The sequence below is a fragment of the Sphingobium sp. RS1 genome (assembly GCF_056156825.1).
The window spans coordinates 322,130-336,091 of record NZ_JBLZXE010000002.1 but is presented as its reverse complement, the minus strand read 5'-3'; the positions used below and the strand labels follow the sequence as shown (position 1 = coordinate 336,091).

The 13,962-nt window shown below is 63.5% G+C and carries 12 protein-coding genes; 5 read left to right on the top strand and 7 right to left on the bottom strand.

All coding sequences use genetic code 11. The features are described from left to right. Positions 1-35: 35 nt before the first annotated feature. Positions 36-2,378: a ribonuclease R gene (rnr, locus tag ACNHGR_RS03255; RefSeq protein WP_475288310.1), complete on the bottom strand. Its 2,343-nt coding sequence runs from the start codon at positions 2,376-2,378 to the stop codon at positions 36-38. 76 nt (positions 2,379-2,454) lie between these two features. On the opposite strand from rnr, the gene ACNHGR_RS03250 reads away from it, so the two are divergent. Then, positions 2,455-2,853 (top strand): cupin domain-containing protein, encoded by a 399-nt coding sequence (locus tag ACNHGR_RS03250; RefSeq protein ID WP_475284102.1) that lies wholly within the window; start codon positions 2,455-2,457, stop codon positions 2,851-2,853. 380 nt (positions 2,854-3,233) lie between these two features. Here ACNHGR_RS03250 and msrA read toward each other — a convergent pair whose 3' ends face one another. From msrA to ACNHGR_RS03220, 6 genes are all read right to left on the bottom strand, one after another. After that, a complete protein-coding gene (gene msrA / locus ACNHGR_RS03245; RefSeq protein ID WP_475284101.1) occupies positions 3,234-3,767 on the bottom strand; it encodes a peptide-methionine (S)-S-oxide reductase MsrA in 534 nt (177 codons plus the stop codon). Between the two features lie 155 nt (positions 3,768-3,922). Beyond that, positions 3,923-5,629 carry a long-chain-fatty-acid--CoA ligase gene (locus ACNHGR_RS03240; protein ID WP_475284100.1) on the bottom strand — a complete coding sequence of 569 codons (1,707 nt, stop codon included), beginning with the start codon at positions 5,627-5,629 and terminating at the stop codon, positions 3,923-3,925. A gap of 138 nt (positions 5,630-5,767) precedes the next feature. Further along, positions 5,768-6,451: a DUF1013 domain-containing protein gene (locus ACNHGR_RS03235; RefSeq protein ID WP_184271686.1), complete on the bottom strand. Its 684-nt coding sequence runs from the start codon at positions 6,449-6,451 to the stop codon at positions 5,768-5,770. Positions 6,452-6,578: 127 nt separating this feature from the next. Further along, a complete protein-coding gene (locus tag ACNHGR_RS03230; protein ID WP_475284099.1) occupies positions 6,579-7,607 on the bottom strand; it encodes a glycosyltransferase family 4 protein in 1,029 nt (342 codons plus the stop codon). Positions 7,608-7,645: 38 nt separating this feature from the next. Then, positions 7,646-8,530, bottom strand: coding sequence for a UDP-2,3-diacylglucosamine diphosphatase (locus tag ACNHGR_RS03225; protein ID WP_184264431.1), 885 nt, complete (start codon positions 8,528-8,530; stop codon positions 7,646-7,648). 155 nt (positions 8,531-8,685) lie between these two features. After that, positions 8,686-9,084: a RidA family protein gene (locus ACNHGR_RS03220; RefSeq protein WP_475284098.1), complete on the bottom strand. Its 399-nt coding sequence runs from the start codon at positions 9,082-9,084 to the stop codon at positions 8,686-8,688. A gap of 99 nt (positions 9,085-9,183) precedes the next feature. On the opposite strand from ACNHGR_RS03220, the gene ACNHGR_RS03215 reads away from it, so the two are divergent. The 4 genes from ACNHGR_RS03215 (at position 9,184) to ACNHGR_RS03200 (ending at position 13,919) form a co-directional block, all read left to right on the top strand. Beyond that, positions 9,184-10,185 carry a threonine ammonia-lyase gene (locus ACNHGR_RS03215; protein WP_475284097.1) on the top strand — a complete coding sequence of 334 codons (1,002 nt, stop codon included), beginning with the start codon at positions 9,184-9,186 and terminating at the stop codon, positions 10,183-10,185. A 10-nt stretch (positions 10,186-10,195) separates the two neighbouring features. Beyond that, a complete protein-coding gene (locus ACNHGR_RS03210) occupies positions 10,196-10,939 on the top strand; it encodes a UTRA domain-containing protein (RefSeq protein WP_475284096.1) in 744 nt (247 codons plus the stop codon). Positions 10,940-11,037: 98 nt separating this feature from the next. Next, the gene (locus ACNHGR_RS03205) at positions 11,038-13,170 is read left to right on the top strand and encodes a TonB-dependent siderophore receptor (protein WP_475284095.1); all 2,133 of its coding nucleotides are present in this window, start codon (positions 11,038-11,040) and stop codon (positions 13,168-13,170) included. A gap of 2 nt (positions 13,171-13,172) precedes the next feature. Then, on the top strand, positions 13,173-13,919 hold the full coding sequence (locus ACNHGR_RS03200) for a hypothetical protein (RefSeq protein ID WP_475284094.1): 747 nt from the start codon (positions 13,173-13,175) through the stop codon (positions 13,917-13,919). Positions 13,920-13,962 lie beyond the last annotated feature (43 nt).

The window sequence follows — 13,962 nt, the reverse complement described above, 5'->3', positions numbered from 1 at the left end:
ACGTGGATTGCTTCGCTACGCTCGCAATGACGAGTTCAGCGTTTATGCTTGCCGCGCTTCGACCCGATATGCCGGATGTTCTTCGGGCGACCGCGATGGACGACGCCGGGACGGGTACGGTCCCGCTTCATCGGCCCACCGCGCGGGGCGGGATTGTCGGGCAGTTCGAAGCGTAGCGAGCCGTTGATCGGGTCCGCCTCCGCCAGACGCAGTTCGAGCCGCTGGCCGACCGTGTAGCGATCGCCGCTGTCCGCGCCCTGCAACGCCTTCCCGGCTTCGTCATAGAAGAAATGTTCGGCGCCCATGGTCGACACCGGGACGAGGCCATCGCCGCCCAACCCTTCGACCGTGGCGAAGAAGCCGAAATTCTGGACCCCGGTAATGCGGGCCTGCACGATTTCGCCGACATGGGCGGACAGGAAGGCGGCGACATAGCGGTCGATCGTCTCGCGCTCCGCCTCCATCGCGCGGCGCTCATGGCCAGAGATCATCTCGCCGACCAGCCCCATATTCTCATAATCATCCTGGCTGAGCGAGGAGCGGTCCGGGATCGCCTTGTCCTTGGGTGCAGGCAGGTCGAGGCTATAGGCCCCGACCAGCGCGCGATGCACCAGAAGGTCCGCATAGCGGCGAATGGGCGAGGTGAAATGGGCGTAGCTGCCCAGCGCCAGCCCGAAATGGCCCATATTCTGCGGCGCATAATAGGCCTGGGTCTGGCTGCGCAGGATCTGGGTCATGATCTGCTCCTTCTCCTCCGACTCCCCGACCTTGCGTATCAGGGCGTTGAAGGTCGCGGGGCGGATCACCTGACCCAAAGCGAAGTCGATATCGAAGGTGGCCAGATATTCCTTGAGCGCGACCAGCTTGTCGCGACCGGGGGTTTCATGGACGCGGTACATGACCGGCGCCTTCTTCGCCTCCAGCGCCTTGGCCGCCGCGACATTGGCGGCGATCATATAATCCTCGATCAGCATATGGGCGTCGAGCCGTTCGCGCACGGCGACGCTGACGATCTTGCCATATTCGTCCAGCACCACGCGCCGTTCGGGCAGGTCGAGCGCCAGCGGATCGCGCGCCTCCCGCGCCTTGCGCAGCAGCGCCCAGCAAGCCCAGAGGGGCTTGAGGGCGGCGGCGAGCAATTCGTCCGCCTGCTTGCGGGACGTCGTGGGCGTGCCATCAGGCGCCGTGCCATCGATCGCCGCCTGCGCATCCTCATAGGCCAGCACCGCCGCGACGCGGATCACGGCGCGGGTGAAGCGCCAGGCCGTCACCTTGCCATTGGCGTTGATGGTGAGGTGGCAGGCCATCGCCGCCCGGTCCTGCCCGGCGCGGAGCGAACACATGTCGGACGAGAGATCGTGCGGCAGCATCGGCACGACCTGATCGGGGAAATAGACGCTGTTGCCGCGCTTGCGGGCTTCCTTGTCCAGCGCGCTGCCGGGGCGGACATAATAGCTGACGTCGGCGATGGCGACGATCGCCTTGTAGCCGCCGACATTGCCCTCATCCTCATCCGGCGTGGCCCAGACCGCGTCGTCATGGTCGCGGGCGTCGACGGGGTCGATCGCGACGATCGGCAGGTGGCGCAGATCCTCCCGCTTGTCCTCATGCAGCGGCAAAGCGGATGCCTTGACCGCTTCTTCCTCGGTACGGTCAGGGAAGACATGGGGGATGCCATGTTTGTGGATGGCGATCATGCTGAAGCTGCGTGGGGCGAAGGGATCGCCGAGAATGTCGGTGACGCGGGCGGAAATGCGCGGGGGTCGGCCATGGGGTTCGGCCAGCACCAGATCGCCGGGCTTGGCGGTGCCGACGTCGCTGATCGGCGTATCCTTGCGGATGCGCTTGTCGACCGGGCGCAGCCACAGCTTGCCGTCAGCCATTTGCTCGACCACGCCCAGCAATTCTTCGCTGGCCTTGGCGAGTTTCTTCATCGGGTGGGCGACCCAGCCCTTCCCCGCTTCTTCCGTGCGGGCAAGGATGCGGTCGCCGATGGTGAGCGCTCCGCGTTTGCCGCGCTCCATAACGCGCAGGCGGGGTGCGGGCTGGCCTTCGGCTTCCCATTTTTCCGGCGTGGCGATCAGGGTCGTGTCATCGACATCGACGATGCGCAGCACCGTCACCTTGGGCACGCCGCCCATCTTGTGAAAGGCGCGGGCTGGGCCAAGGTCGATCAGCCCCTCGTCCGCCATATCCTTGAGCAGCGCCTTGAGCGCGATCTTTTCCTGCCCTTTCAGGCCGAATGCCTTGGCGATTTCGCGCTTGCCGGCGGGCGTGTCGGAAGTGGTGATGAAGTCGATCACCTGATCGCGGGTCGGGAAGCCGGCCGGGCGAACCTTGGTGCGGGCGGATGTCTTGTTCTTCTGGGTCGATGCCATGGACCAGCTATAGGGATGCGGCGGCGGCGATACCAGCGCTATGGCGGGACGACGGCGACGCTTCGTTGGACAGGGCATGAACGCCCTGATCCTGATCGCTGCCGCCGCGAGTGCGCCCCTGCCCTCTCCCGTCCAGAAGGCGGGCGCGGAGCATTATGCCTGGGGCGAAGTGAATGACGGCTGGCATCTGGTGAAGCGCGATGACCTGTCGGTGATAGAGGAGCGCATCCAGCCGGGCGCCGCCGAAGTGCGGCATTATCATGAGAAGGCGCGGCAATTCTTCTATGTGCTGGCGGGCGAACTGACGATGGAAGCGGCGGGGCAGACGCATCGGCTGACGGCGGGGCAAGGAATAGAGATCGCGCCGGGGGTGCCGCATCAGGCCCAGAACCGCAGCACCGCGCCGGTGGAGATATTGGTCACATCGACGCCCAAAAGCCATGGCGACCGGGTGAAAGCGCCGCTGTCGGAATAGGATTTCTGCCGCTTAACTTCGCACATTTCCCGCAAGTTTCAGCATTTTGATGCGCGAGTTGGAAATTTTATTTCAGGTCCATGGTGCGAGACTGACAACGGTAAAGACCCATGTCCTTTTTAGCACGGATAAGGGCATGTAGGACAGAAATGGGTGGTTGGGGGATAGTCAGGTTTTTAAGCCCTCTCCCGTCTTCACGGGAGAGGGTTGGGTGAGAGACTTTCTTCCTGCAGGCCGGAAAGGCCTGTGTAGAACGAAAAAGACCCTCACCGACCGCGACTAGGAGGCAGCAAGCTGCCAAGTCTCCGTTGCCTCTTCCGCGAAGACGGGAGAGGGTAAAAGGAACGTCCGCATCTGGCCGAGACCAGCTGCCCCTGCCCTTATCCCTCGATGCGCGCGGCGAAGCCCTTGCGCAGCTTGGCGAGCTTGGGCGGGATGACCGCCATGCAATAGGGGTTCTGGTCACCGACCCGATCCCAATATTTCTGGTGATAATCCTCCGCCGGATACCAGGGCGCGTCCGCTTCGATCGCGGTGACGATCGGATCGCTCTGGTCCGCCTGCGCACGTTCCATGCCGGCACGCGCTTCGCTTTCCTGCTCCGCCGAATGGGGGAAGATGGCGGAGCGATATTGGGTGCCGACATCATTGCCCTGGCGGTTCAGGGTGGTGGGATTGTGCGTGGCGAAGAAGATGTCCAGCAGGTCCGCATAGCTGATGACCGCCGGGTCATAGCTGATGCGGATCGCTTCGGCATGGCCGGTCGCACCCGAGCAGACCTGTTCATAGGTCGGGTTGGGCAATGTGCCGCCGATATAGCCGCTCTCGACGCGCTCGACGCCCTTGAGGTTCTGATAGACCGCCTCCGTGCACCAGAAGCAGCCCCCGGCCAGCGTTGCGATGTCGTGCGCCATGATCGATTCCTTAAACTGTTTTGAACGCGACACCGGCCCGTTCCTCCACCCGGCCACGCAACGCCAGTATTTTATGGGTGGCCGGGTGGGGGAGCGGGCCGGTGCGGGTCATGTGCCGTCAGGCACATCACCAACCATCGCTCAAATAGGGAGGATCAGGCCGCGGTTCCAGCCTCAGCGCGCGCGGCGTCCGCCTTTGCCCGTTCTTCGGCCACCAGTTCCTTGCGCGACAGCTTGCCCACCAGCGTCTTGGGCAGGTTGAGGCGGACTTCCACCTCGCACACCCGCTCATGCTTGCCCAGTTGCGGATTCAGCCAGCCCTTGAGGGCCGGACCGTCCATCTCCGCACCTTCGTTCAGGGTGACGAAGGCCTTGGGCTGTTCGCCGCGATAATGGTCGGGTACGCCGATCACCAGCGCTTCCTTGACCGCCGGGTGATGGTAGAGGACGGACTCCACCTGGCTGGGGAATACCTTGAAGCCGCCGACCGCGATCATGTCCTTGAGGCGATCGACGATCTTCACATAGCCGTCCTCGTCCACCAGACCGACGTCGCCGGTGCGGACAAATTCGCCAACGAAGACTTCGGCATCGGCGTCCGGGCGGTTCCAATAGCCCTTCATGATCTGCGGCCCGGCGAAGAGCAGTTCGCCCGGTTCGCCTTCGGGCGGCGAACGGGTCGGGTCTTCGCGGTCCACCACCTTGACCCGCGTGCCCGGCACCGGCTGACCCACCGTCCCGGTCTTGTTCAGCCCCTCATAGGGATTGGTGCAGACGATCGGGCTGGTTTCGGTAAGGCCATAGCCTTCCACCAGCTTCGCGCCGGTCGCCGCCTCGAACTTCTGCCGCAGTTCCAGCGCCAGCGGCGCGCCGCCGGAAATGCAGGCGCGCAGCGAGGAAAAGTCGATATTGCGGATGGCGGGATGATCCAGCAGCGCCTGGAACATGGTCGGTACGCCGGGCAGCGAGGTCGCCTTGACCCGCTGCACCGCCGCCAGCACCTGCGCCGCGTCGAAGCGCGGCAGCATCACCATCTCGCCACCGTTCAGCACGGTGCGGTTCAAGGTGCAGGTATTGGCGAAGACGTGGAAGAAGGGCAGCACCGCGATGATCCGGTCCGGTTCATTCCGGTGCGGATCGATCGATTGCGCCTGCCGAGCGTTGGCGGTCAGATTCTGGTGCGTCAGCATCGCGCCCTTGGGCGTACCGGTGGTGCCGCCGGTATATTGCAGCAGCGCCACGTCATTGACCGGGTCGATTTCCGGCACAGTGCAGGCACCCGCATTGGCGATCAGCCGGTCGTAGCGAATGATGCGCGGATCGTCGGGCAGCGGCACGCTTTCGCTCGCCTTGAACCAGCGGAACAGCAGCGACTTGACCGGCGAGAGCATCTCCGCAACCGACCCGACGACCAATGTTTTTAGCGTGCTATGCTCCAGTACCTCCAGCGCGGTCGGCAGCAGCGCCTTGGCCGAGAGGGTGAAGAGGATTTTCGTCCCACTATCCTCGACCTGATGTTCCAGTTCGGCAGCGGTGTAGAGGGGGGAGAAGTTGACGACGATCGCGCCGGCCATCAGCGCGCCATAATATGCCGCGACATAATGAGGGGTGTTAGGCAGATAGAGGCCGACCCGGTCGCCTTTCTGCACGCCCATCTGCTGCAAGCCGCAGGCGATGTGGCGTATCTGTTCCAGCATCGCGCCATAGCTGAAATGCCGGCCCATGAAGTCGATCATCGGAGCGTCGGGATGCGCCTTTGCGCTTGTCTCGACCATCTCTCCCATCGACATCGGGGCGAATGTCTGGTCCCAGACCGTCGGGTGCTGGTACCGCTCTCTCCAGATTTTTTCCATGCTCTCCATGGCATGAAGTCTATGGCGCGCCGTTGCTTTACGCAAGCGTCAACCACAGCAAAAAGGGCCGCGCAGGTTACCCCGCGCGGCCCTTTTGATGGCTGCATCATGGCCCGCCTGTAACAGGCGGCCGATGACGCTACGGCATCAGACCTCACCCTTGTTGTTGCTGAAGGGATCGATGATGGTCGCAGCAGCCGAAATAAATTCGGACTCGGTCTTCAGCGCCTCTTCGGCGCGGCGCACGGCGTCCTGACGCTCGCGACGCAGTTCCTCGATCAGCGCCTCACGGTCGCCGTCCAGACGCGAATCGGTCGGCGCTTCGATGCCGGCCTTCTTGGCGGCCTTCGTCACCAGACCGTCCAGTTCGCGCTGCGAGCAAAGGCCCAGCGTCACCGGATCCTTCGGCGTGATGTTGCTGATGTTCCAGTGGGTGCGATCACGGATCGCGGCGATGGTGGTGCGCGTGGTGCCGATCAGCTTGCCGATGGCGCCATCCGAAATTTCCGGATGGTTACGCAGGATCCAGGCGATGCCGTCCGGCTTGTCCTGACGCTTGCTGACCGGGGTGTAGCGCGGCCCCTTGGTACGACGGACCGGCTCCGGACCTTTCAGCATTTTCAGCTTATAATCGGGATTGGCTTCGCCCTTATGGATTTCGTCCATGGTGATTTCATGGGCGCGCACCGGATCGCGGCCGGTATATTTGATGCTGGCGGTGTCGTCGGCAATCGCCTGCACTTCCAGAATGTGAAGCCCGCAAAATTCGGCGATCTGGTCGAAGCTCAGAGCGCTGTTGTCGACCAGCCAGCTGGCGGTCGCGTGGGGCATGAGGGGCTGGGACACGGGACTTCTCCGCACGTAAAAACGATAAGGGCCGCCCAATCAGGGCGGCCACGACGGATCAGAGATAGAACATCCCGACGCTTCCGGCAAGGAATTACGCCCAAGAAAAGCGTCAGGCGGCGCTTTCGATGACATCGGGGTCGATGGCATGCAAGCCCGACAGGAATTCCTGTGCGCTGCGTTCCCAGCTGAAGCCGCTGCCATAGGCGGCGCAGGCAACCCGATCGCAGGTCAGCGCCTGCGCGATCGCCGTGCCCAGATCATCCGACAGCGCGCCGGTATCCGCCGTCACGATATCGACCGGGCCAGTGACCGGATAGGCGGCGACCGGCGTGCCGCAGGCCAGCGCCTCTATCATCACCAGTCCGAACGTGTCGGTGCGACTGGGGAAGACGAACACGTCCGCCCCGGCATAGGTGCCGGCCAGCGCTTCGCCGAACATCGGTCCCAGAAATTGCGCCTGCGGATAGGCGCGCTCCAGCGCGGTGCGGGCCGGACCATCGCCGACAACGACCTTAGTGCCTGGATGATCGGTGGCCAAGAATCCCTCCAGATTCTTCTCCACGGCAACGCGGCCGACATAGAGCATGATCGGACGCGGCAGATCGGCGAAAAGTGCGGGCGGCGGCGCGTCGGGCGTGAAGGCGGCCAGATCGACCCCCCTGCCCCATGGCCGGACATTGGGCACGCCATGGGCGCGCAATTGCTCACGCACCGAGCGGGTCGATACCAGTACCGCCTGCGCCGGCCCGTGGAACCAACGGATATAGCGCCAGAACCAGGCGGCCGGCAGACCGGTACGCTGCGCCACATAGTCGGGGAAATGGGTGTGATAGGCGGTGGTGAAGGGCACGCCGCTGCGCAGGCACCAGCGCCGCGCGGCCAGGCACAGCGGCCCTTCGGTCGCCAGATGCACCGCATCGGGTTGGATCGCGGCGATCGCCTGCCCCACCACCGTCGATCGCACCAGCGCCAGCCGGATTTCAGGGTAGGTCGGGCAGGGAATGGACCCGTACAGATCAGGCGAGATCACCTCGACCACATGGCCCATCCGTTCCAGTTCGGCCCGCATCGTCTGCAACGTCCGCACAACGCCATTGACCTGCGGGCTCCAGGCATCGGTCACGATCGCTATGCGCATTGGAACGACCTTTCAGTCACGCGTTCATCATGCTTGCTTCAGGCCGCCATCCGCGCGCGGGCCGCCTGCTCTTCCTGCTCGCGCTTCGCGATTTCGTCGGCCCAGTGCAGCACTTCCATCTGCCCGTCGCCATGTTCGACCAGCGCGGTGCAGCCTTCGACCCAGTCGCCGTCATTATAATATTGGATGCCCTCGATCTCGCGCATTTCGGCATTGTGGATATGGCCGCAGACCACGCCGTCGACGCCGCGCGATCCGGCCTCATGCGCCACCACTTCCTCGAAGCGGGAAATGAAGGACACGGCATTCTTGACCTTGTGCTTGGCCATCTTGCTCAGCGACCAGTAAGGCAGACCCATCCGCTGCCGCACGGCGTTCACCACGACATTGAGGCGCATCAGCGTGGTGTAGGCCGCGTCGCCGACAAAGGCGAGCCAGCGATGCGCCAGCATGATCGTGTCGAACTCGTCGCCATGCAGCACCAGCAACTTGCGGCCGTCCGCCGTCTGATGGATCGCCTTGCGCCGGATTTCCACGCCGCCAAAGCTCATGCCGGTGAACTGGCGGAACATTTCGTCATGATTGCCGGGGATGTAGACGACGCGGGTGCCGCGCTTGGCCCGCTTCATCAGACGCCATACGACGTCATTGTGGCTGGCCGGCCAGTAGAAGCGCTTCTTGAGGCGCCAGCCGTCGATGATGTCACCCACCAGATAGATGGTGTCGCTGTCCACATTGTCGAGGAAGTCGATCAGCATCGCCGCATTGCAGCCGCGCGTGCCCAGGTGGATGTCCGAAATCCAGATGGTGCGATAACGGCGGCGCTGCCCTTCGCGTTCCGGGATGTGGAAGCGGTCGTCGGTGCCGTCTTCCCCGATATGGTCCACGTCGCTCAGAAAGGGCAGGCGTGTGATGGCATTCATGATATGATCCCCAAAGACCTATGTCCTCGGGAGCGAATCCCTAGCGCGGCAATGTTACAACTCCGCACCGAATATGACGGAAATGCTACGGTTTCCGTCTGTTTCCGGTCCAATCGGCGAGCCGTGCGAGACAGGACAAGGCTGCCCGCCCCGCCTTACAGGGCCGCTACCGCCTCGATCTCCACCAGATGCCCATGATGGAGTTCCGGCACCGGCACGACGGCGCGCGCCGGCCTGACGTCGCCCAATATCTGCGCATAGATGCGATTGAATTCGCCCCAATTGGCGATGTCGACAATATAGGCGGTGACCTTGACCAGACGGGCCGGATCGCCGCCGGCCGCAGCGAGAATGGCGAGCAGGCTGGACATGGCCGAGCGCACCTGCGCCTCGAACGACATGCCTTCCGGCCCGAGCGGTAATTGCCCCGATATATATAGCAGCCCGCCGGCCTGCACGGCATGGGAATAATGCCCCTTGGGCGCAGGCACATCGGGCGCGACGATCATGCGGGGCGCAGGACCAGACATCCGGGTTACAGCTGTTTCGTCCATGGATATGCATTCCCCTTTCAAAACTTTGTATAGATATTTATACATTAAATGTATATACATTTGACCGAGCAGTATAGCGATGATGGGGGGCAAGACGGCATGACGGTTTTGGCAATCGGCGCAGACGATATCCGGGATGCCGCCACGCAGATCGAAGGTGCGGCGGTGTACACCCCGCTGCTGGAAAATAGCCGCCTGAACGAACGGATGGGCCGTCGCGTGCTCATCAAGTTCGAGGGCGCACAACATACCGGATCGTTCAAATTTCGCGGCGCCTACAACCGGTTGAGCCGCGTTGCCGAAGCCGATCGTCCGGCTGGCGTCGTTGCCTGGTCTTCGGGCAATCACGCGCAGGGGGTCGCCGCCGCCGCGCGCCTGCTGAGCATTCCGGCCGCCATCGTGATGCCGGCCGATGCTCCCAGGATCAAAATGGAAAACACCCGCGCGCTGGGCGCGGAAATCATAGCCTATGACCGGCTGACGGAATCGCGCGAGGAAATTGCCACTGCACTGGCAACGGAACGCGGCGCTGTCCTCGTTCCCTCCTTCGACGATCCGCATATCATCGCGGGACAGGGGACGATCGGGTTTGAAATTCTCGACCAGGCGGCAGCGGCAGGTGCGGACCTGAGCCAGATCATCTGCTGCTGCGGCGGCGGAGGGCTGATCGCCGGCCTCGCTACTGCGGTAAAGGCGGTGGCGCCGGATATCGCCATCTATTCTGCCGAACCCGCGACCTTCGACGACACCGCCCGCTCCCTCGTTTCAGGGAGGCGCGAAACCGTTGCGGCCGGCGCCCGATCGATCTGCGACGCCCTGCTGGCGCCCAGCCCCGGCGAACTGACCTTCCCGATCAACAAGGCCCTGCTGAGCGGCGGCCTGTCCGTGACGGATGACGAGGTCCGCGCCGCGATGCGCTACGCGTTCGATACGCTCAAGCTGGTTGCCGAGCCCGGCGGTGCGGTCGCGCTGGCCGCCTTGCTGCATGGCAAGGTGCCGGCAAGCGACGCCCCCGTCGCGATCGTCATTTCAGGCGCCAATGTCGATCCGGCCGACTATGCCGCGATGCTGAGCGCCGCGCCCTCGCCCACGCCAGCATAGGGGCACCGCCGTGACGAGCAGGAGTCCGACAACTGCAAGTGAAGGGCTCCGATCCCGGATCATCGATCATATCATCAAGGGCATTGGCGGCGGCACGTGGCAACCGGGCGACATGGTCCCGGCGGAGCGGGAATTGATGGCGATATTCGACGCCAGCCGCATGACGGTCCACAATGCCCTGCGCGAACTGGTGAGCCGGGGCTTTCTGGTCCGCCGCCGTGGGGCAGGCAGTTTCGTCGCGCCCCCCCGTCCCTATGCCAGCCATTATGCGCATCAGGACATCGTGACCGAAATCGAAGCGCTGGGCAGCAGCCATTCGGCGCAGATCATCCGTCAGGCGATCCGCACGCCCGATACCGATGAAGCGGTGACCTTCGGATCGCAAGCACCGCTGTTCCATGCCGTCATACTGCACAGCAAGGACGGCGTCCCGGTCGAACTGGAGGATCGCCTGCTCGATCCCGTGGCCGTGCCGGCCTCCGCCGCTTTGGACCTTGAACGGAAGTCCCTTTTTTCCGCCCTGATGCTTGCCCGCCCCTATCGCGAAGGGCAGGAAACGATCCGGCCGATCATGCCGGCAGCCGAGGAGCGAAAGTTGCTCAAGATCGGCAAGGATGTGCCTGCCCTTGAAATCACCCGCGTCACGCGCGTGCAATCCAAGGTCGTCACCATGGTTCGCCTCGTCCGGGTCCGGGGATGTGCGACGCTGCAAGGCCATATCGCGTCGATGCCCCTTTCGGGTGAGCAGACATAAGAAGACCTATTCCGACCGAGCAGCACCAACTTGCAATCAGCTCGCAATAGCAATATGTGCGGCGCATAAACGAGGACAATCTCGGGGAGCACCATAAATTGTCTGATATCCATGCCCGCCGCAAGGCCGGGGCGACTGCGCTCGCCTTCATTCTGGCGGTCAACGCCATCCCCGTATTTGCCGAAGATGCGGCCGGTGCGGCGCCTCAGGATGTCAGTTCCTCTGAAATCGTCGTGCTGGGCACGCGGAGCGAGGGCTACAAGGTCGATCAACTGACCACGGCCACGCGCACGGGCACCAGCATCATGGACGTGCCGCAATCGATCCAGTTCGTGCCCCGCGACGTCATCGACGATCAGCAGATCCTCGATCTCACCAGCGCGCTGCGCAACGTCAGCGGCATCCAGGCCGGCACGGACGCGGGCAACCGATCGGAAAGCTTCACTATCCGCGGCTTCCGATCTTCCTACTATGCCATCGATTCGATCATGCTCAGCCCGGCGATCGAAACCAACGACAGCTACCGCGATCTTGCCAATGTCGAGCGCATCGAAGTGCTAAAGGGCCCGGCCTCCGTGCTATACGGGCGCGGCGATCCGGGCGGCCTTATCAACATCGTCACCAAACAGCCGCACTTCGAACGGGGCATGAATTTTTCCGTACAGGGCGGCAGCAACGATTTCGTGCGTGGCCAGCTTGACGTGACAGGTCCGGTCGACGCCGCAAAGACGCTGGCTGTCCGCGTCATCGCTGCGGCCCAGACCGGCGACACCTTCCGCGACATCTTCCAGCCCTATCGCCGGCAGTTCCTGTCCGGATCGATATTGTGGGAACCGACCGAACGCACCCGCGTCATCGCCAGCCTGACCTTTGCACACCAGCAGAACCAGACCGATCGCGGCATCGTCGCCACGCCCGATGCCGATGGCGATCTGGTCGTCGACCTGCCCCGCGACCGCTTTCTGGGCGAGCAGTGGGCCACGACCGAATCCAGCCGCTATGAATTCAACTACCGTATCGAGCATGAACTGGCCGATTGGCTGACGGTTCGCCAGATCGGCCATTATGACGAGGGCAAGCTCGACCTGCTGGGCATCAATTACGGCAGCGCCGTGGCGATCAACGCCACGACCGGCGCGCGCACCGTCACCCGAACTGCCGTCGAGCAGCACGAGAATAACCATAATTACGACGCGCAGGCCGATATGGTCGCGCGCTTCTCGACCGGCGGGATCAAACACACCATCGTGTTCGGCGGCGAATATACCAAATCCTATCGGTTCCGCAACTTCGCCCGCGCGACATTGTCGGCGATCAATATCGACGACCCGGTCTATGGCGCAACGCCGGGCACCTGGATTCCGGCCGCAGACCGCACCGTGCGGGCCAAGTCGCTGTCGGGCTATTTCCAAGATCAGATCGACATCGGCGACAAGATCAACCTGCTGGCCGGCGTTCGCTACGACCATGCCCAGCAATCGGATTTCGGCACGACCGAATATGCATCCGACGACAAGGCCTGGTCGCCGCGTGTCGGGGTGGTGTTCAAGCCGGTGCCGAACGTTTCGCTGTTCGCCGACTTCACCCGTTCGTTCCAGTCCAAGCCCGAACCGACCATCGATGGCAAGCCCATCGATCCCGAAAAGGGCAGGCAATATGAAGCGGGCATCAAGGCTGAAATGTTCGGCGGGCGCCTGGCCTCCACAATGTCGATCTATCAACTAACGCGCGAAAATGTCACGCAGCAGGACCCCAACAATGTCGGCTACAACATCAATGCGGGCGTGCAGCGTGCGCAGGGTGTGGAACTCGACATGTCGGGCTCGATCACGCCGGCCATCAAGGTGATTGCCAACGGCGCCTATACGGACGCGACGGTGCGCTCCTCCACCGACTATGCCAGGGGCAACAGGCTGATCGGCGTGCCCAAATGGAGCGGCAGCCTGTGGGTCACGCTGGAACCCACCGCCGGTCCGTTCAGCCATTTCGGCCTCGGCGGCGGCATCTTTGCCGCCAGCAACCGGCAGGGCAATCTGGAAAATACATTCTCGATCGGCGGCTACACCCGTTTCGACAGCAGCCTGTGGTACAAGCTGGCCGACAAGCTGCGCGTGACGCTGAACGTCAAGAATATCACCAATGCCTATTATATCTCCAGTTCCGTATCCCGCGCGCAGATCACGCCCGGCGAAGGTCGCAGCGTCCTCATCGGCCTGAGCGGTGGGTTCTGACCATGCGAAGGGCATTGGCCGCCATGCTGCCGGCGCTGGCTTGCATCGCCGCGATGGGGGCGGCGACGGCGACTGCCGCGCCGACGGCCAGTCGCGGGCGTATTCTGTTCCTGATGCGGGCCGATCCACCCGGCGGATCGGCCGATCCGGCGATCAAGGCGCGACTGGAAGAGATGGGCTATAGCGTCGTCGTCAGCGAAGGGCTGGACGCGGCGCCGGAGCCGTGCGGTTTCGATCTTGTGCTCATGTCTTCGACGGTTCGTTCGAACCAGTTTACCGCCAACCGTCCGGCGATCGCGCGCTGGCGCGACATGGGCGTGCCGCTGGTGACGTGGGAGAATGACCTGCTCGACGATTTGCGGATGACCGGGTTGCGGCGCGACACCGACTTTGGCGAACTGGAGACAGGCCATTATTTCTGGCTGGCGCGCGCGCCGCATCCGATGGCGGCGGGCGTTCCGGCCGGCCTTGGCACCTGGACCGAGGCGCGCACCCCGGCGGGCTGGGGCAAGCCGGGCCTGGGCGCCGACATCATCATGACCTGGCCGGGCGAACCCGACAGGGCGACCCTGTTCGGCTATGAAGCAGGAGCGACCATGGACCACGATCATCTGGCCCCCGCGCGCCGTGTGTTCATCGGCATGGAAAACAACAGTTTTGGTCGCATGACCGATACTGGCCGCAAGTTGTTCGACGCAGCGATTGCCTGGGCCCGCGCAGGCACAAGGACTTGCCCGACGCAGCAGTGAGGCGCGCCGTGGTCGGGCGGGCAACAACAAAAGATAGCGGTCC